The sequence below is a fragment of the Pasteurella atlantica genome, assembly GCF_963693435.1.
GTDB classification, from domain to species: Bacteria; Pseudomonadota; Gammaproteobacteria; order Enterobacterales; family Pasteurellaceae; genus Phocoenobacter; species Phocoenobacter atlanticus.
The window spans coordinates 1,069,272-1,086,989 of record NZ_OY856306.1 but is presented as its reverse complement, the minus strand read 5'-3'; the positions used below and the strand labels follow the sequence as shown (position 1 = coordinate 1,086,989).

The window sequence follows — 17,718 nt, the reverse complement described above, 5'->3', positions numbered from 1 at the left end:
AATCAAAATTTGCAAATTTCTAACAAAATCATACCGCTTTACATTTTGATACTTAACGTGTTAGATTGAATTGCAAATTATTCTTATCTGATAACCAAAGAGAGGAAAAATGAAAACATTAATTATCTTTAATCGTGAACCTTATGATAGCACTGATGTAACTTGGAATGGGTTACGTTTGGCTAACACTTTAACCAATAAAGATGTAGAAGTACGTATTTTTCTAATGAATGATGCGGTGGATATGGCTCGTGATAGCTGCACTCCCCCACAAGGCTACGATCAAGATTTATCTCAAATGCTTAAAAACTTAATTGCTAAAGGTGTGCCAGTAAAAGTATGTGGCTCTTGTATGTCTCGTTGTGGTATTTATAAAAACCAACCTTATTTTGAAGGGGCTGAAAAATCCACAATGGATGCTTTAGCTGACTGGGTAATTGATAGCGACAAGGTTCTCACTTTTTAAAATGCTTAATACGATAATAAACCATTATTTACACTCGTTAAAAAATACCTTTAATTATAAAGGTCGAGCCACACGAACTGAGTTATGCTGGTTTAGTGTAATTAGTGGTTTACTATTTATATTACTTCTGCACACAGCATTAGTCACAAATATTTATCTCACTTATTTTATTCTCAGTGCTATTCGCAAATTATATAGTTTTATCATTATTTTTCCGAGTATCAGCCTTGTTGTACGAAGACTACACGACTTAGGAAAATCTGGCTGGTGGCTTTCTGCTGTAGCAATACCATTTTTCGGTAGTTTTTTCTTCTACGCATTAGCCGTTATAAAGCTTGATGATAGTTATGGTACAGATAATTACGATGAAAAAACGGTTTTTTTATATATGGGAGCCTTTCTTTTTATTGCGTTTATCTCTTTTATTTTAAGTCTTTTTCTTTATTTTAAAGGTAGTCAAAAATCACCAAATAAATGGGGAGACTGCCCGACTACATACATTAAAAATAAATAAGCGGTATGATTTTATCAAAAATTTGCAAATTTATATTCACATCATACCGCTTTGTTTTTTATTCCCCTATGGAATAACTAAAAATACCCTTTATTTTTTAGCGATTTAAAATCACTTTATTATCAATAAGTTACAAACACTCTCAAAAAAAGGGTATTTTTGCTAATTTTTCACTTAAGGTATTGCAAAATCAGGGTTTTATGAATAAAATCTCTTGGGTGAACCATCGTGTAGATGGCTTAGAAAATAAGAACAGTACTTGGTGCTTATGCTAGAGCGTGAACCATCGTGTAGATGGCTTAGAAAAAACGTGGAACTGTAGCTCTACAGTCGTTTGCGTGAACCATCGTGTAGATGGCTTAGAAAAAACGTCGACCAATTAGCCCTCCAACTAATGAGTGAACCATCGTGTAGATGGCTTAGAAAAAGTGGAGCGATTGCTGAATGGGTGGTGAACCATCGTGTAGATGGCTTAGAAATTGTTGATAATTGCTAGAATGTGAATAATCTAGTGAACCATCGTGTAGATTGTTTTTCCATTCTGATATCCACATTTATGCGTGAATAATCTAGTGAACCATCGTGTAGATGGCTTAGAAAAGGATTTGATGCGTTAAGACACGCATTACCGAGTGAACCATCGTGTAGATGGCTTAGAAACAAATTCACTAGAACGATAAGTATAACCAACTTGAAATCAAAAATATCAAATTGACTATTGAATAGAGAACACAAGAAAGTGGTAATAATAGTGTAGTTGTGAATAACTTAATATTCTATAATATTATTGCCTCAAAATAACATTGTAATACAACGATATATTTACTATAACCTAAATGTAAAGTACACAAAAGGATATTAAGATGGAAACAACAATTTCATTCGCAGAACAAAAGAGAATAAACTATTGAATACGCAAAAGCTAGCGTAGGTTTAGAGGGGATTTATTTATCTGATGAATTATTAGAGTTATCCGACAACTATATTGCGGGCTACCTAACACCAGATGAATATAAAAAAGTTTTTTTTGAAATAGTTGATCGTTAGAATATATATATTTGTCTAAACAATAATACTCTTGAAGAAAAGAAAAATATGAAATCTTTCTTTAGAATACAGGAATTAAAAATGGCTCCTGTCATCGTGTAGATAGCTCGGAAATCCATTTTTACCTAGTGTAAATTTCGGTTATTTATCTTCTTCTATCCATTTTATAGCTAGCCATTCAAACTCACAAAATAGCTTGTCATTGTTGTTATTAATTCGTCGTAGCTCCATAATATAAGGCTTAAGAGTTTTCCAATCTCTTATTACGCTACTTTTACTCAATCTTTTATAAACAGCCTCATCAAATAAGTTTTCTTTAATTCCAACACAAATAAATTCAATAGCATTGAGTACATCTAATACAATAAAATTTTGTCTTTTTGTTTCATCATTAGAAGGGGAGTTTTGATCTAACGAACAAGCAAGAACTGTAAAATTAACTTTTTGATCTCGCATTTTGATATATGCTTGTCGGCGTTTTCTGTAGTAAGAATTGCTGTTATTACTAATCATTAAATCAATCGTAGATTTCTGTTTATGCTGTCTACGTAACTCTTGGAGCTGAGACCACGCAAAAAAGGCTAGGTAACCCGTAAATAAACACGTTCCCAGCCCTGCTATTAAACTTAATAAGTTAGATTGTTGTTCTAAACCCATTAAATTTCCCAACCTTCATTGAACCTTTTCATAACTAACATTCCCCAACAGTTGTAAAACTACGACTATGATTATACATTTAGTAATTACTAAAGTAAACTTTCCATTTTTGCTAAAAACTTAAATAAACCTCTACTTTTAAAAATTTATTATTAAACCCTATTTAAATGATACCAATGAGAAAGTAGCACACCTGTATTCACCGCAACATTTAAGCCATTTTGTAAAGGATTCACAACAGAAAGTTGGACGGTTGTGTCCTCAATATATTCAATATCATTAGATATCACTTCACTCAATACAAAAACAATTTTATTACCTAAATTAATTTTAGGCAAAAGTGAGGCTTTTTTACTATGGGTTAAATGCACAATTTGATAACCTGCTTTTCTTAATTGAGTAAAAGCGATCTGTTTATGCTTAGTTTCTAGCATTCTAATAAACTCAAATCCACCCTCAGCAACACGTGCTGCACTACTTGAATTGAGCTTATCAGTATTCTCGGTAATCACACCTTTAATTCCATAAAAGCTACAAGTTCGAATAATACCGCCAACATTTTGAGCATTATGAATATTGTCTAAAAATACCAGACAATCATTTTGCTTTGGAGTGCTTAAATAACCTTCCAAACTGAATGTTTTTGCTTTTTTAACTAAAAGACAAATTCCACCATGATGCTCTGTACCTGTCACAGTAGTTAATTCTTCTTTATCCACAATATGGTAAGCTTTTTTATTTTCAGCAAGGTAGCTTAATAACTCTCCCTGCTTTTTTGCCACTTCAATGGTTGCCCATAAACGAACAATCGACTCTGGTCGTTGTGTAAAAAGTGTATGGCAACTATTTTCACCATACACTTTCATCTCTTCATTACGATTTTTACGGATTTTTTCAGGTGCTCTTGGGGATAATGCTCCCGTTTGCGTTTCACTGCCTTTTACTCTGATCTTCACACTCCCCTCTTTTTCACCTGATTTTTTAGCAAAACGTGGATAGACTGCCTGTGGTTTCTTTTCTGACTTTGGTTGAAACGATTTACGTTCAACGGTTTTAAACTTAGGTTTATCTTTCATTTTATTTTCTTTTATTTCTTATCTCTAATGAGAAGTATCTAATTCAGGAAATGATTTTACTAAATCATCAATCGCTTTCATTTGTGCAACAAAAGGTTCTAAGGCGGAAAGTGGTAAAGCCGAAGGACCATCACATTTTGCTTTATTTGGTTCAGGGTGAGCTTCGAGGAATAAGCCCGCCAGACCTATCGCCATTCCTGAACGAGCCAATTCAGTCACTTGATCACGACGACCCCCAGAGGCAGCACCAAATGGATCACGACATTGTAATGAGTGAGTGACATCAAAAATCACGGGGGCTCCTTTTGAGGCTTTTTTCATCACTCCAAAACCTAACATATCTACTACTAAATTATCATAACCAAAGTTTGCACCACGATCACATAAAATCACTTTATCATTACCACATTCTGCAATTTTTTCGACGATATTCCCCATTTGACCAGGGCTTAAAAACTGTGGTTTTTTTACGTTGATAATCGCACCTGTGCGAGCCATTGCTTCCACTAAATCTGTTTGACGAGCTAAAAATGCAGGAAGTTGAATAATATCAACCACTTCTGCGACAGGCTGACATTGATAAATTTCGTGTACATCAGTAATAATTTTTACGCCAAATGTTTCTTTAAGCTCTTGAAAAATCTTTAAACCTTCATCCATTCCTGGTCCACGATAAGAGTGGATGGATGAACGATTGGCTTTATCAAATGAAGCTTTGAAAACGTAAGGTACATTTAATTTTTGGGTTACTTCGACATATTTTTCACAGGTTGCCATTGCCATATCACGGCTTTCTAATACGTTTACACCACCGAATAACACAAAAGGTTTATCGTTGGCAATTTGAATATTATCTAATTGAATAAGTTTATTTTTCATACATAATTCCTTAAATTTTTACAAAATCAATGCAGTTGATTATGATGTGTGTGTTTTAATAATGTTGGCATTTCCAGTTTTAACATTAATGCTGAAGGATCTTCAGGGCATTGCTCAATAAAATAATTAAGATCTTTCGCCGCTGCATCAAAGCAATCCAAACTGGCTAATACCATTCCTCGGTCTCTAATTTCATAAGGATCATCAGGCATAAAAATGAGACGATACTCAATCAAAGCTAACGCTTTTTCATAATTACCTTCACGAGTTAATGCCATTTTAGCAATGGTTTCCAAACGTTCTAATAACTCATTAATTTCAGCAACTTTGGTAAATTCAAGTGATAGCTCTGTTTCAAATCCAAATTCACCCTCTAACCATTTTTGTAATTGCTCCAATGAAAGCGTTTGCCCTCCCCAAGGATTGATAAAACGAGTTTTAGGTTGATTATTATCATCAATATAGTCTGCTCGTAAAATTAATTGTGTTGGGAAATTCACAGGATAAATTGGAAGCTCTAATGCTGCTGCCAAATAAAGAACGACTGCACCAATTGAAACAGGCATTCCTCGTCTATCAGATAGAACATAATTCATCAAAATATTTTCAATATTAAAATAGTCTCGATCACAATAAAATCCCCATTCATTATAAACCAAATCTAATAGTTGATTTATACGTTGCTCCTCTGTTTCGGCATTCACTAATTTTTTTACTTTTCTGACTAAACTAGACATATATCCAAAAACCTGAGGTGAATGAAAACTATCATCAATAACCAATGAAAGTCTTAATAATTCTTTATAGAGAAACTGTTTTAACTCTCTTTCCTGTTTTGTTTGTTTATTCATAATTATTACTTTAATATTGCCCAAGTTACTCGATCATTATTTGCATAATCCTGTTCAGTACAAGGTTTATTCCACAAAGTGAGATCAAATAATTGTTGTACCTGTATTGCTTGTTGCCAACCGTGTTCAAGAAACAAGCCCCCTTTAGATGCTAAATAAAGCGGTGCGTTACTCACAATTTTTTGCAAATCACTCAATCCTTGTTGTTCAGCAACCAATGCTGAAAGTGGTTCAAACCGAACATCCCCTTGTTGTAAATTTTGGTCTTGTTTATCAATATAAGGAGGATTACTTACAATAAGATCAAATTGTTTATTTTGCAAAGAACTAAACCAATCGCTTTGTAAAAAATGTACCTGCTCAAATCCTAAGCTTTTTCTATTTTGTTCTGCTAATTGTACTGCATTTAATGATTTATCAACACCGATAATTTGTACTTTTTTGCCTAATTCACTTGCCAGTGCCAATGCTATTGCACCCGTTCCAGTACCCAAATCCAAAATTTGTAAATTTTCACAAAAATCTAACCGCTTCAAAGCAAACTCTAATGCAACTTCCACTAATCTTTCTGTATCAGGGCGAGGAATTAAGGTAGAGGTTGCCACTTTTAATGGTAACGACCAAAATTCTTTTTTACCAATAATATAAGCTATTGGTTCACCTTTTAAACGACGGGATAATAACACCTTAAGTTGCTGTTGTTCCGCCTCTAGTAATTCTGTTTCAGCAAAGGCAAACAAACGAGACTTAGATTGTCTCGTTACAAATTGCAACAATACCCGTGCATCAGATTTTGGATTAAGATAAGGGTCTTGTTTACAATTCTTTGATAGCAATGCCTCTGCATCATTAAGCCATTGGGCATAGTTCATAATAATATTACATTCAAAAATAGATAAGTATTAAGTATATTGTAACAAACTCTATTTAAATGTTTAGAATTATTTATTCTTGTTTAATAGATAATCTTTATTTCAACAAATAGCCCTTTAACTGTTCAAAATTATTATCCATTTCATCAGAAAGCAATGGCATTTTATTATGCTTATCTAATGCTTCTGGTAATGGAAGATCAATATTTAAAATACGATCGACACTTTCTTTGAATTTAGCAGGATGAGCAGTGCAAAGGAAAACACCTGTTTCATTTTCTGCTAATTGATTTACCAACATTTGATAAGCAATGGCACCGTGCGGTTCGCATAAATAACCTAATTCATTCATTGCTTGTAAACTTTGCTCTGTTTGAAGATCGGTCAACATTCCTGATGCTAATTCTTTAAGTGACCAGTTGTTACGTTTAAACAATTCTTCTACACGAGGCCAGTTATTTGGACGGCTTACATCCATTGCATTAGAAAGAGTTGCAACCGTTGGATTAGGTTGCCATTCTCCTGATTGTAAGTAACGAGGTACAGTATCGTTACTATTGGTTGAAGCAATAAAACGTTTAATAGGTAAACCTAAACTTTTGGCGATTAATCCTGCTGTTAAATTCCCAAAGTTACCACTTGGTACGGACACGACAAGATTTTGTCGTTTTTCTTTTGGAAGTTGTGCCACTGCTTCAAAATAGTAACAAATTTGAGCCAACAAACGGCTGATATTGATGGAATTGGCTGAATTTAAGCCGATGGTTTCTCGTAAATATTTATCATCAAAAGCCTGTTTAACTAAGGCTTGGCAATCATCAAAATCGCCCTTGATTGCAACGGTGCGAATATTTTTACCTAACGTACAGAATAACTTTTCTTGCAGTGGGCTGATTTTTCCTTTTGGATATAAAATAACCACTTCAATATTTTCTAAACCATAAAATGCGTGTGCTACTGCCGCTCCAGTATCACCAGAGGTTGCGGTCAAAATGGTAATTTTTTGATCAGAAGTAACCGCTTTCAAAGCTTGTGCCATAAAACGTCCGCCGAAATCTTTAAAAGCTAAGGTTGGACCGTGAAAAAGTTCTAAGGCATAAATATTCTCTGTGACTTTTTCAAGGGGAGCAGGAAACGTGAAGGCATTTTTAATGACATTATTTAAGGTCTCTGTTGGTAATTCATCGCCGATAATCGCCCCTAAAATCGCTTGGCTACGCTCTACCAACGGCATTGCTAACAGTTCATCAATATTATCTAATTTGGGTAAAATCTCAGGAAAAAATAGTCCTTGATCCTTTCCCAATCCTTGACGCACAGCTTGAGCAAAATTAACATTTTCTTCTGGGTGTTTGATGTTGTATAAATTCATTTCAGTTCCTTTTTGTTTTAACAGTGCAAAGAGCAATTCGCCCCCCTCCTAGCCTCCCCCCGCAAGCGGAGGGAGGAATGATTACATAAACTAAAAATTCTCTCCTCCGCTTGCAGAGAGGAATAGTTCATAAACCAAAAATTCCCTCCTCCGCTTGCAGAGAGGAATAGTTCATAAACTAAAAATTCTCTCCTCCGCTTGCAGAGAGGAATAGTTCATAAACCAAAAATTCCCTCCTCCGCTTGCAGAGAGGAATAGTTCATAAACTAAAAATTCCCTCCTCCGCTTGCAGAGAGGAATAGTTCATAAACTAAAAATTCCCTCCTCCGCTTGCAGAGAGGAATAGTTCATAAACTAAAAATTCCCTCCTCCGCTTGCGGGGGAGGGTTAGGGAGGGGGAATGTTGCATTTCCCTGCTTATTTTAATTTTTACGCTAAAAATGATTTTAGCCATTCAAAGATAACTAGTAAACTGAAAAATGATTATTTTTTATGTATAATGTAGGGATAACCCTATTTCAATTAAAATTTACCATTTTTAAATAACGAGAAAATTATGTTTGAAAATTTATCCGATAGACTTTCCCAAACCCTTAAAACTATTAGTGGCAAAGGGCGTTTAACTGAAGACAATATTAAAGACACCCTCCGTGAAGTGCGTATGGCATTGCTTGAAGCGGACGTGGCGTTACCTGTAGTACGTGAATTTATCAGCAAGGTAAAAGAGCGTGCGATTGGCGTTGAAGTCAATAAAAGCCTTACTCCGGGGCAAGAATTCGTTAAAATTGTTCAAGCTGAACTTGAAAATGCAATGGGTGAAGCCAACGAAGGACTAAACCTTGCAAGCCAACCACCTGCGGTCATTTTAATGGCGGGTTTACAGGGGGCTGGTAAAACCACCTCTGTGGGTAAATTATCTAAATTCTTAAAAGAAAAACATAAGAAAAAAGTCTTAGTGGTGTCTGCCGACGTTTATCGTCCTGCGGCGATCAAACAGTTAGAAACCCTAGCCAGTGATTTAGATATCGCTTTCTTCCCAAGTGAAACCAGTCAAAAACCGACTGAAATTGCGACGGCAGCCCTAAAATACGCAAAATTAAATTTCTTTGATGTGTTGATTGTGGATACGGCAGGGCGTTTGCACATTGATAGCGAAATGATGGACGAAATCAAACAAATTCATCAGGTGCTAAATCCAATCGAAACCTTATTCACTGTGGACGCAATGACGGGGCAAGATGCGGCGAATACGGCGAAAGCCTTTAATGAGGCGTTGCCTTTAACGGGTGTAATCTTAACCAAAGTGGACGGTGATGCACGTGGTGGTGCGGCGTTATCGATTCGTCAAATCACAGGTAAACCGATTAAATTCTTAGGTGTGGGTGAAAAAACCGACGCCTTAGAACCTTTCCACCCTGATCGTATCGCTTCTCGTATTTTAGGAATGGGTGATGTGCTTTCTCTAATCGAAGATTTAGAAAAATCTGTTGATCGTGAAAAAGCTGAGAAAATGGCAAAAAAATTCAAGAAAGGTGATGCGTTTACCCTTGAAGATTTTCGTGAACAACTGATCGAAATGAAAAAAATGGGCGGAATGGCATCAATGCTTGATAAATTACCGGGAGCAAAAAATCTACCTGCTCACGTGAAAGGTCAAGTAGATGATAAAATGTTCCATAAAATGGAAGCCATTATCAACTCAATGACGTTAAAAGAGCGTGCTAATCCATCCATTATCAAAGGATCACGCCGTAAACGTATCGCAATGGGTTCAGGAACGAAAGTACAAGATGTGAATAAATTACTCAAACAGTTCGACGATATGCAAAAAATGATGAAAAAAATGCGTAAAGGCGGAATGAGTAAAATGATGAGAGGTATGCAAGGAATGATGGGCGGTGCTGGCGGAATGGGTGGTATGTTTGGTGGTCGCCGTTAGTTTTTTTTAAATTAATCCCCCCTCCCTAGCCCTCCCCCGCAAGCGGAGGAGGGAATTTTTAATTTATCTGGTCATTCCTCCCTCCGCTTGCGGGGGGAGGCTAGGAGGGCGGGTGAGCTTAATGCCCACTTAACACTTTAGCTGGCTCTAATTTAGAGGCTCTAATGGCAGGATACAAACTAGCAACTAAACTTAATATCACCGTTGCTAATAACACCCATACAATATCTAACCAGTGTAATTCACTCGGTAAAAAATTCACGAAATAAATCCCATCTGAAAGTAATTTTATTCCAATAAAACTTTCTAAACTTTTAATAATAGCGGTAAGATTAAGGGAAATAATTACACCTAAAATAATTCCTGAAATCGCCCCTTTCATTCCTGAAATCAATCCATACCAAAGAAATATTTTTTGAATGAAATAGTTATTTGCACCAAGGGTTCGCTGAATGGCAATATCCCCTTGTTTATCTTTCACTGCCATTACCAAAGTAGAGATGATATTAAAACACGCCACACCGATTACCAAGACCATTGCAATATACATAATAGTTCGGATAAGGTGAATATCGTTATACATATACCCAAATTTATCGATCCACGTTTGTAAATAGAGAGCTTGAGGAAATTGCTCCAATTCAGGCATAGTCAGATTTTTTACATTAAAAGGTGACTTAACAGAGAGTTCAATTCCTGAATACTGAGAAGTACTATAAGCAAGTAACTCTTGAGCTTTTTCAATAGGAATTAAAGCATAACTATGATCAAGCTGACCATCTAAGCGTAAAATACCAGTCACGGTTAAACTAAAATGTTGTGGTTGAGCAAATTTGTTATCACTTTGGGTTTCTGGCAATAATAAAGTAATCTCATCACCAGTATTAATACCTAAATCACGAGCAATGCCTGCCCCTAAAATTAAGCCACCATTTTGCTTGAAGGTTTGCCATTGTGATTGTTCAATAAATTGGTGTAACGCACTGACTTGTTGCTGTTTATCCGCTGAAACCCCTTTTACCTGTACAATTTTTAATTTTGAACCATTTTCAATCAATGCGGTAAAACTGACAAAAGGGGCTGAAGCGGTCACATTTGGATTATTTTTTACCAAATTTTCTAATTCTTTTCCCTTTTCAATCGGCTGTAATTGCCCATTTTGATAAGATAATAATTCAGCGTGAGGAACCACAGAAAGCACTCGCTGATTGAGTTCTCGTTCAAACCCATTCATTGCACTTAATCCAATAATCAACACAGCAACGCCAAGAGCAATCCCAATGCTAGAAAATAATGAAATAAGAGAAACAAGGCGATTTTTTTGTTTGGTTGCTTGGTATCGCCAACTAATAAAAAAAGGCGTATTCATTATAATTCCTCTTTCAACACGCCATCTTGCATACAAAGTTTGCGAGAAAATTGACTGGCAAGATTTAAGTCGTGAGTAACCAATAAAAACGCAATATTTTGTTCTTCATTGAGTTGTTTAATCAACTCAAAAATACTTTCTGTTGTTTTGCGATCTAAATTCCCTGTCGGTTCATCAGCTAGTACTAAAGCAGGTTCATTTACTAACGCCCTCGCTATTGCAACACGCTGACGCTCTCCTCCTGAAAGAGCAGATGGACGATGACTTAAACGATGAGCCAGCCCTACTGCTTGTAGCATCTTTTCTGCACGATCTTTTGCTTCCGTTTTATTTTTTTTACCAATTAACATTGGCATCATTACATTTTCAATCGCACTAAAATCTGCCATTAAATGATGAAACTGATACACAAATCCAAGGTATTGATTACGTAAGCGAGCCAATTTATTACTGTTTAGTTTTTGTAGTAATTCCTCTTTAATAAATACTTTACCACTACTTGGTTGATCTAATCCGCCGAGTGTGTGTAATAAAGTACTTTTCCCTGAGCCTGAACTTCCAACAATCGCCACAAGTTCTCCCTCATTCATTGAAAAAGAGATATTATTTAAAACCTGTGTTTTTTGTTCACCTTCTTGATAAAATTTGCTGATATTTTCACAGTGAAGTAATTGAGTTGTCATTTTAAAATCTAGTTAATAAAACATTACTGCTATTTTGCGGAATTTTGAGCAAAATTACAAATAAAAGCAGCTACTTTCTCTCAACTTTCAAAAAATATCTACTCTTCTTAAAAATAAGGTATAAATTATACTGTTCACAATCTAATTTTTTCCCTCTATGCTCTCCTCTGCAAACAGAGGAGAAAATATTTAGTTTATTTTCTCATTTCTCCTTCCGTTTGTAGGTGGAGATAAGGAGAGAAATGATGAATTTCAAACACTACATCATAAATGAAATTTTATAAAATTTAATGTGAAGGATAAACTTTTTCTACTTTATTCTCAGATATTTTCAAATAACCATCATCTCCGCTTAATGTTTCAGAATTGATCACTCCTGTTTTACAACCACTAATCGGCATATCATAGCCCATAATATTGATCATAAAGGTTGCCAATTGATGATGAATAAGTTTCCCACATTGATTAAAACTTTGATCAACAAACTGTTTTAAAGCTTTATTTGGTGTATAAATGAAAACAGGTACATTATAATTTGCTTCTCTATTGGTACCTTGATGGTAGTTTTCATTGGTAACATATTGACCATGATCCGATGTATAAATTAAAACCCAATCTTTATTTGGTAATGTTTGTAACTTATCAAATACTTTTTTAATTAATAAATCGGTGTTATAAATTGTACTGTCATAGTTATCAACAGGCGTATTTCCTTTAAACATTTTTTCATCTTCAGTTAAATATTCAGCATAGTTCATATGTGAACCACGTTGATGTAAGACAAAAAAATGTTTGTTATTAGTAAAATCAATCTTATCTAAATAAGGCAATAATTTGTGATCATTCATTCCTTGATGTAATGAGCCTGTTTGTTGTGTTGGTAATGTTAAAGTATCTATCCAACGTTTTCCCATAATATCTAAAATACTCATCGCCCACTCTGGCTGTGATGTGTGATAATTGGTTGTATAACCTTGTTCTTTAGCCAATCTAAAGAAATTTGTATTACCACTATCAATCTGTTTAAGTCCATTTGGATAAGGTATAGCATTAAAGAAAGCAGGCAATGATAATGCAGTAAGCAAACCAGTAGAATAACTTGTTTTAAGCATTGCATTTTCATTATTCAGCATTTTATCTAAAAAAGGCGTCGTATTTCTTGGGTAGCCAAAGACGTGAGCATGATTGGCACTAAAACTTTCACCTGTAATAAAAATAATATTATTAATTTTAGGTTTATTCGCTGTAGGCTTAGGATGTAAATACAAAGGAACATCACTTAAATGAAAGAATTCATAAGGTAACGTTCTGCCAAAAAAATTAGTAAAAGCATAAGTATGAACTTTAATTCTAGAGTAATTACTTCTTAACACTGAGCCGTTGTCATTTTTTGTTTTAAAGGCTCGTGCACATAAAAAGATAATAATGGAAAAGAAAAGAATATCAGCAAAAATAAATTTAGTATTTTTACGTCTAAAGCGTGCAATTGAAAGAAAGAACAGCAATTCTACTCCCCCCCATAACATAGGGATTGCAACTTTATCAATCATATTAATACCTGCACTAGCTACTTCTTTAATTTCAGAAAACATCAGTAAATAATTACGACTAGTGAGCCAAGTTTCGTACACTGCGTAGTGAACATTATTAACAACAAGACTAAATGCAACAAAGATACCAATAATGATTTGCGTAAAACGATATTTAGCAAAAAAGAAAAGAGAAAGAATCAAAAAAATAAGCGCAAAAGTTTCTGCCAGTTTTCCTAAAGGAGGAAGATTAAAAAGATAACGATATAAAATCTCACTGGCAAACAAAACCAATGAATAAATAGTTAAAATTAAAAGATTACGTTTCATTTAGTTTATCCTTAAATAATAGATATAAAAAAATAGGCGCACTTTGATACGCCTATCTCGTTCTACTTAATTACAGATCTTCAATTTCTTTATATTGAACTTGTAATTTTTCTAAGCCGGTTTGGTAATCTGCCATTTTGGCTTTTTCTTTTTCAATAACCTGAGCTGGAGCTTTGGCAACGAAGGCTTCATTACCGAGTTTTTTCTCAATACGACTGATTTCGTTATGATATTTCTCGATCTCTTTGTTTAAGCGAGCAAGCTCCGCATCTTTATTGATGAAATCTGCCATTGGGACTAACACTTCGGTATTACCCACTAATTTTGCTACGCTAAGCGGTGCTTTTTCATCAGTATTTAGCAAATTCACTTCATCAAGTTTAGCGATTGCTTTTAGTAACACTTCATTTTCAGCTAACATTAAGCGGTCATTTTCAGTCGCATTTCTGAATAATAAAGTTAATGCTTTGCTTGGTGCAATGTTGCTTTCTGCACGGATGTTACGCACTGCCGTTACCACATCTTTTAACCAGTTCATTGATTTTTCTGCATCAAGATCGGTTAATTCAGATTCCACTTGTGGGAATGGTTGTAGCATAATGGTGTCTGCTTCGATATCCGCAAAACCTTTCACTTTTTGCCAAATTTCTTCGGTAATAAATGGCATCATTGGGTGTGATAAACGTAATAATTTTTCTAAAACGTTAATCAAGGTGTAACTTGCACCACGAATTTGAGCTTGTGTGCCGTTTGCGAAAACAGGTTTAGTTAACTCTAAATACCAGTCACAGAATTGATTCCACGTAAACTCATAAATAGCTGTGGCACATAAATCAAAACGGAATTGTTTTAAGCTATTTCTGAATGTTTCAATAGTGCGGTTAAATTCAGATTCGATCCAACGATCAGCGACTGAATATTCGATCTCGCCTTCACTTAAATCTAATTTTTCATTAGTTAGTACAAAACGGCTCGCATTCCATAATTTATTACAGAAATTACGGTAACCTTCAAGACGTTTCATATCCCAGTTAATATCACGTCCGTTGGTTGCTAAGGCTGAAAGGGTAAAGCGTAAAGCGTCCGTTCCGTGAGCGGCAATACCGTCTTCAAACTGCTTACGAGTTGATTTCTCAATTTTCGCTGCCATTTGTGGTTGCATCATATTGCCAGTACGTTTTTCAACAAGCGACTCTAAATCAATACCGTCAATCATATCTAATGGATCAAGCACGTTCCCCTTAGATTTTGACATTTTTTGACCATTTTCATCACGAATTAAACCTGTTACATACACAGTTTTGAATGGTACTTGCGGTTTGCCATTTTCGTCTTTCATAAAGTGCAACGTCATCATAATCATACGAGCAACCCAGAAGAAAATAATGTCAAAACCAGTGATCAATACGTCCGTTGAGTGGAACATTTTTAGCTCAGGGGTTTGTTTTGGCCAACCTAAAGTTGAGAATGTCCAAAGTGCTGATGAGAACCACGTATCAAGCACATCATCATCTTGACGTAATGCGATATTTTCAGCAATATTGTGTTTTTGACGCACTTCTGCTTCATCACGACCAACGTAAACATTACCTTGCTCATCATACCACGCAGGAATACGGTGTCCCCACCATAATTGGCGAGAAATACACCAGTCTTGTAAATCACGCATCCACGAGAAATATAAGTTTTCATACTGTTTTGGTACAAATTGAATATCGCCATTTTCTACTGCTTCAATTGCAGGTTTTGCTAATTCTTGCACCGCAACATACCATTGATCCGTTAGCATTGGCTCAATCGGCACACCACCACGATCGCCATAAGGTACTTTTAATTCGTGTGGCTCAATTTTTTCTAATAAGCCTAATGCGTCTAAATCAGCAACGACTTTTTTACGAGCCACAAAACGCTCTAAACCACGGAAATCCGCAGGAATTTCAGCGTCAAAATCCGCTAATTCTTTACCGTTTGATCCCACCACTTCTGGCACATCACGGATATCCGCATTGATGGTCATAATATTGATCATCGGTAAATTATGGCGTTTACCCACTTCGTAGTCGTTAAAATCGTGAGCAGGGGTAATTTTAACCACGCCTGTTCCAAATTCTTTTTCTACATAATCATCGGCAATAATTGGAATTTCACGGTTTACTAATGGTAATAATACCGTTTTACCGATTAACGCTTGATAACGCTCATCTTCTGGGTGTACCGCAATCGCCGTATCGCCAAGCATTGTTTCAGGACGAGTAGTGGCAATAATCACATAATCTTTACCGTCTGCGGTTTTCTCGCCATTCGCTAATGGATAGCGGAAATGCCACATAGAGCCTTTTGATTCTTTGTTTTCAACTTCTAAATCTGAAATCGCAGTGTGAAGTTTTGGATCCCAGTTTACAAGGCGTTTACCACGATAAATCAAGCCTTCTTCGTGTAAACGAACGAACACTTCTTTTACCGCTTCTGATAAACCATCGTCCATTGTAAAACGCTCACGCTCCCAGTCTACCGAGTTGCCTAAACGTTTCATTTGTTCAGAAATTGTGCCACCTGATTGTGATTTCCATTCCCAAATTTTATCAATAAAAGCATCACGTCCATAATCGTGGCGTGTTTTGTTTTCTTCCGCTGCGATCTTACGCTCAACTACCATTTGAGTTGCGATACCCGCGTGGTCAGTTCCTGCTTGCCAAAGGGTATTATTGCCTTCCATACGATTAAAACGGATCAAGGTATCCATTAAAGTTTGTTGGAATGCGTGTCCCATATGTAAGCTACCTGTTACATTTGGCGGTGGGATAGCGATTGAAAAACTTGGATTATTTTCCGTCATTGTCGGTTTAAAATAACCACTTTCTTCCCAGTGTTTATAAAGTGCTTGTTCTACTGCGCTGGCATTAAAACGATCTGCCATTTCAAATTTTTGTGTCATTGTGGTTTCTCTGTTTTCTGTTTTTTAAATTATTAGTTTAATCTTGATGGTTTTATAATACAAGGGGAGCATTAGCAAACTTATTTGCGTGTATGCTCCCGCTCGTTAATCTACATTTTTCGGGAGGATATTCCATTCGCTACGCTCATTCAATCCTCCCCTACGGTGTTAGTTTTTAAGCGGTCACATTTTTGTAATATTTTGTAAATTTTTATAAAAAGGTAACCACTTATTATTTAATCTAAATTTAATCCTTTTACTAACAGGATTTTTAGTAAATTCTGACACCAAGTTGGAATAATGTCAGATAGCTGAATAATTGTATTGTCTGAAATATAAAAAATAACTTTCGGTAATTCTTGTGAATTATCATAAATAAAAATTTCATCACATAATGAAATAACCTTTATCAAATTATCATTGCTTATGTCATAACGATTTTTTATTGTTTCTTCATCAATAAAATGGCCACCTAATTGTACCCTTGCTTTAACTCGTTCAATGTTAATGAAATAATTATTTACACCTACATAATTCAATTTAACATTAAATCCTTCATTTTTTGCTTTTTCTATTCGCTTAATAATGGACTTTCCTGAAAGAGTAGATTCCATTGAAAATGGAATTTTCTCTTTTATTGCAAAATTAAATAATTGTATTGCTTTTCTACCTGCTTCCAAATCTGCAAGACGTGGATTATCTGGGTTGATACGTTGAGCAATATGATCAGAGTCAATTAAAATCTGTACGGGATCTTGATTAAAATCTCGTAAAGTTGATTTTCCAGCACCGTTTGTACCACAATAGAAAATTGCACTAATATTATTTTGCATAAGCCACAACTTCAATTTTTCCATTTGGGTAATGTTTTATAATTTCGCCATTATCTCGTTGAAAAGTCAAAACCTCGTGTTTTTTCTTTTCTTTAATAAAAGCAGAAAATAGTACGTTTAGTTGGTGTTGTTTGGCTAGTAACTCTTCTCGTGTTTTCATATTGTTTCTTCATTTTTTTAGACAGGGCATACCCTGTCTCTACGTTATTTTGTAGTAATTTTGCAAATTTTTATAAAAATGTAACCGCTTGTTATTTAATTTATAAATCTATATTTTTAATTTAGAACAATCTGATAAATTATTTTATATAAGCCACAACTTCAATTTTTTATTTGGATAGTGTTTTATAAATTTCTTGTAAATCC

The 17,718-nt window shown here is 35.1% G+C and carries 16 protein-coding genes; 4 read left to right on the top strand and 12 right to left on the bottom strand.

The window, feature by feature from the left end; translation table 11 throughout:
• Nucleotides 1-109 precede the first annotated feature (109 nt).
• The 3 genes from U9966_RS05135 to U9966_RS05125 all read left to right on the top strand — a co-directional run bounded on the left by U9966_RS05135 (nucleotide 110) and on the right by U9966_RS05125 (nucleotide 2,027).
• On the top strand, nucleotides 110-466 hold the full coding sequence (locus U9966_RS05135; RefSeq protein ID WP_090922653.1) for a DsrE/DsrF/TusD sulfur relay family protein: 357 nt from the start codon (nucleotides 110-112) through the stop codon (nucleotides 464-466).
• A gap of 1 nt (nucleotide 467) precedes the next feature.
• Nucleotides 468-980 (top strand): DUF805 domain-containing protein, encoded by a 513-nt coding sequence (locus U9966_RS05130; RefSeq protein WP_306346849.1) that lies wholly within the window; start codon nucleotides 468-470, stop codon nucleotides 978-980.
• 906 nt (nucleotides 981-1,886) lie between these two features.
• Nucleotides 1,887-2,027 carry an antitoxin VbhA family protein gene (locus U9966_RS05125; protein ID WP_306346929.1) on the top strand — a complete coding sequence of 47 codons (141 nt, stop codon included), beginning with the start codon at nucleotides 1,887-1,889 and terminating at the stop codon, nucleotides 2,025-2,027.
• A gap of 141 nt (nucleotides 2,028-2,168) precedes the next feature.
• Here U9966_RS05125 and U9966_RS05120 read toward each other — a convergent pair whose 3' ends face one another.
• The 6 genes from U9966_RS05120 to thrC form a co-directional block, all read right to left on the bottom strand.
• Nucleotides 2,169-2,684 carry a DUF4760 domain-containing protein gene (locus tag U9966_RS05120; protein ID WP_306346848.1) on the bottom strand — a complete coding sequence of 172 codons (516 nt, stop codon included), beginning with the start codon at nucleotides 2,682-2,684 and terminating at the stop codon, nucleotides 2,169-2,171.
• Nucleotides 2,685-2,836: 152 nt separating this feature from the next.
• On the bottom strand, nucleotides 2,837-3,760 hold the full coding sequence (locus U9966_RS05115) for a TrmH family RNA methyltransferase (RefSeq protein ID WP_306346847.1): 924 nt from the start codon (nucleotides 3,758-3,760) through the stop codon (nucleotides 2,837-2,839).
• A 24-nt stretch (nucleotides 3,761-3,784) separates the two neighbouring features.
• A complete protein-coding gene (gene kdsA / locus U9966_RS05110; protein WP_306346846.1) occupies nucleotides 3,785-4,639 on the bottom strand; it encodes a 3-deoxy-8-phosphooctulonate synthase in 855 nt (284 codons plus the stop codon).
• 26 nt (nucleotides 4,640-4,665) lie between these two features.
• On the bottom strand, nucleotides 4,666-5,490 hold the full coding sequence (locus tag U9966_RS05105) for a SirB1 family protein (protein WP_211597956.1): 825 nt from the start codon (nucleotides 5,488-5,490) through the stop codon (nucleotides 4,666-4,668).
• Nucleotides 5,491-5,495: 5 nt separating this feature from the next.
• On the bottom strand, nucleotides 5,496-6,362 hold the full coding sequence (gene prmC / locus U9966_RS05100; RefSeq protein WP_306346845.1) for a peptide chain release factor N(5)-glutamine methyltransferase: 867 nt from the start codon (nucleotides 6,360-6,362) through the stop codon (nucleotides 5,496-5,498).
• Nucleotides 6,363-6,459: 97 nt separating this feature from the next.
• Nucleotides 6,460-7,734: a threonine synthase gene (gene thrC / locus U9966_RS05095; protein WP_306346844.1), complete on the bottom strand. Its 1,275-nt coding sequence runs from the start codon at nucleotides 7,732-7,734 to the stop codon at nucleotides 6,460-6,462.
• Nucleotides 7,735-8,290: 556 nt separating this feature from the next.
• On the opposite strand from thrC, the gene ffh reads away from it, so the two are divergent.
• Nucleotides 8,291-9,673 carry a signal recognition particle protein gene (gene ffh, locus U9966_RS05090; RefSeq protein ID WP_306346843.1) on the top strand — a complete coding sequence of 461 codons (1,383 nt, stop codon included), beginning with the start codon at nucleotides 8,291-8,293 and terminating at the stop codon, nucleotides 9,671-9,673.
• A gap of 118 nt (nucleotides 9,674-9,791) precedes the next feature.
• Here the strand turns inward: ffh and lolE are convergent, their stop codons facing one another.
• The 6 genes from lolE to U9966_RS05060 form a co-directional block, all read right to left on the bottom strand.
• Nucleotides 9,792-11,042: a lipoprotein-releasing ABC transporter permease subunit LolE gene (gene lolE, locus U9966_RS05085; RefSeq protein ID WP_306346842.1), complete on the bottom strand. Its 1,251-nt coding sequence runs from the start codon at nucleotides 11,040-11,042 to the stop codon at nucleotides 9,792-9,794.
• Nucleotides 11,042-11,725 carry a lipoprotein-releasing ABC transporter ATP-binding protein LolD gene (gene lolD / locus U9966_RS05080; protein WP_211597154.1) on the bottom strand — a complete coding sequence of 228 codons (684 nt, stop codon included), beginning with the start codon at nucleotides 11,723-11,725 and terminating at the stop codon, nucleotides 11,042-11,044. Before lolD ends, lolE begins: the two co-directional genes overlap by 1 nt.
• A gap of 287 nt (nucleotides 11,726-12,012) precedes the next feature.
• On the bottom strand, nucleotides 12,013-13,584 hold the full coding sequence (locus tag U9966_RS05075; protein WP_306346841.1) for a phosphoethanolamine transferase: 1,572 nt from the start codon (nucleotides 13,582-13,584) through the stop codon (nucleotides 12,013-12,015).
• 70 nt (nucleotides 13,585-13,654) lie between these two features.
• Nucleotides 13,655-16,519, bottom strand: a complete 2,865-nt coding sequence (locus tag U9966_RS05070; RefSeq protein ID WP_306346840.1) for a valine--tRNA ligase — start codon at nucleotides 16,517-16,519, stop codon at nucleotides 13,655-13,657.
• Between the two features lie 236 nt (nucleotides 16,520-16,755).
• The gene (locus U9966_RS05065; protein ID WP_306346839.1) at nucleotides 16,756-17,352 is read right to left on the bottom strand and encodes an ATPase; all 597 of its coding nucleotides are present in this window, start codon (nucleotides 17,350-17,352) and stop codon (nucleotides 16,756-16,758) included.
• Nucleotides 17,342-17,512 carry a hypothetical protein gene (locus U9966_RS05060; RefSeq protein ID WP_306346838.1) on the bottom strand — a complete coding sequence of 57 codons (171 nt, stop codon included), beginning with the start codon at nucleotides 17,510-17,512 and terminating at the stop codon, nucleotides 17,342-17,344. The genes U9966_RS05065 and U9966_RS05060 overlap by 11 nt, the downstream gene beginning before the upstream one ends.
• Between the last annotated feature and the right edge of the window lie 206 nt (nucleotides 17,513-17,718).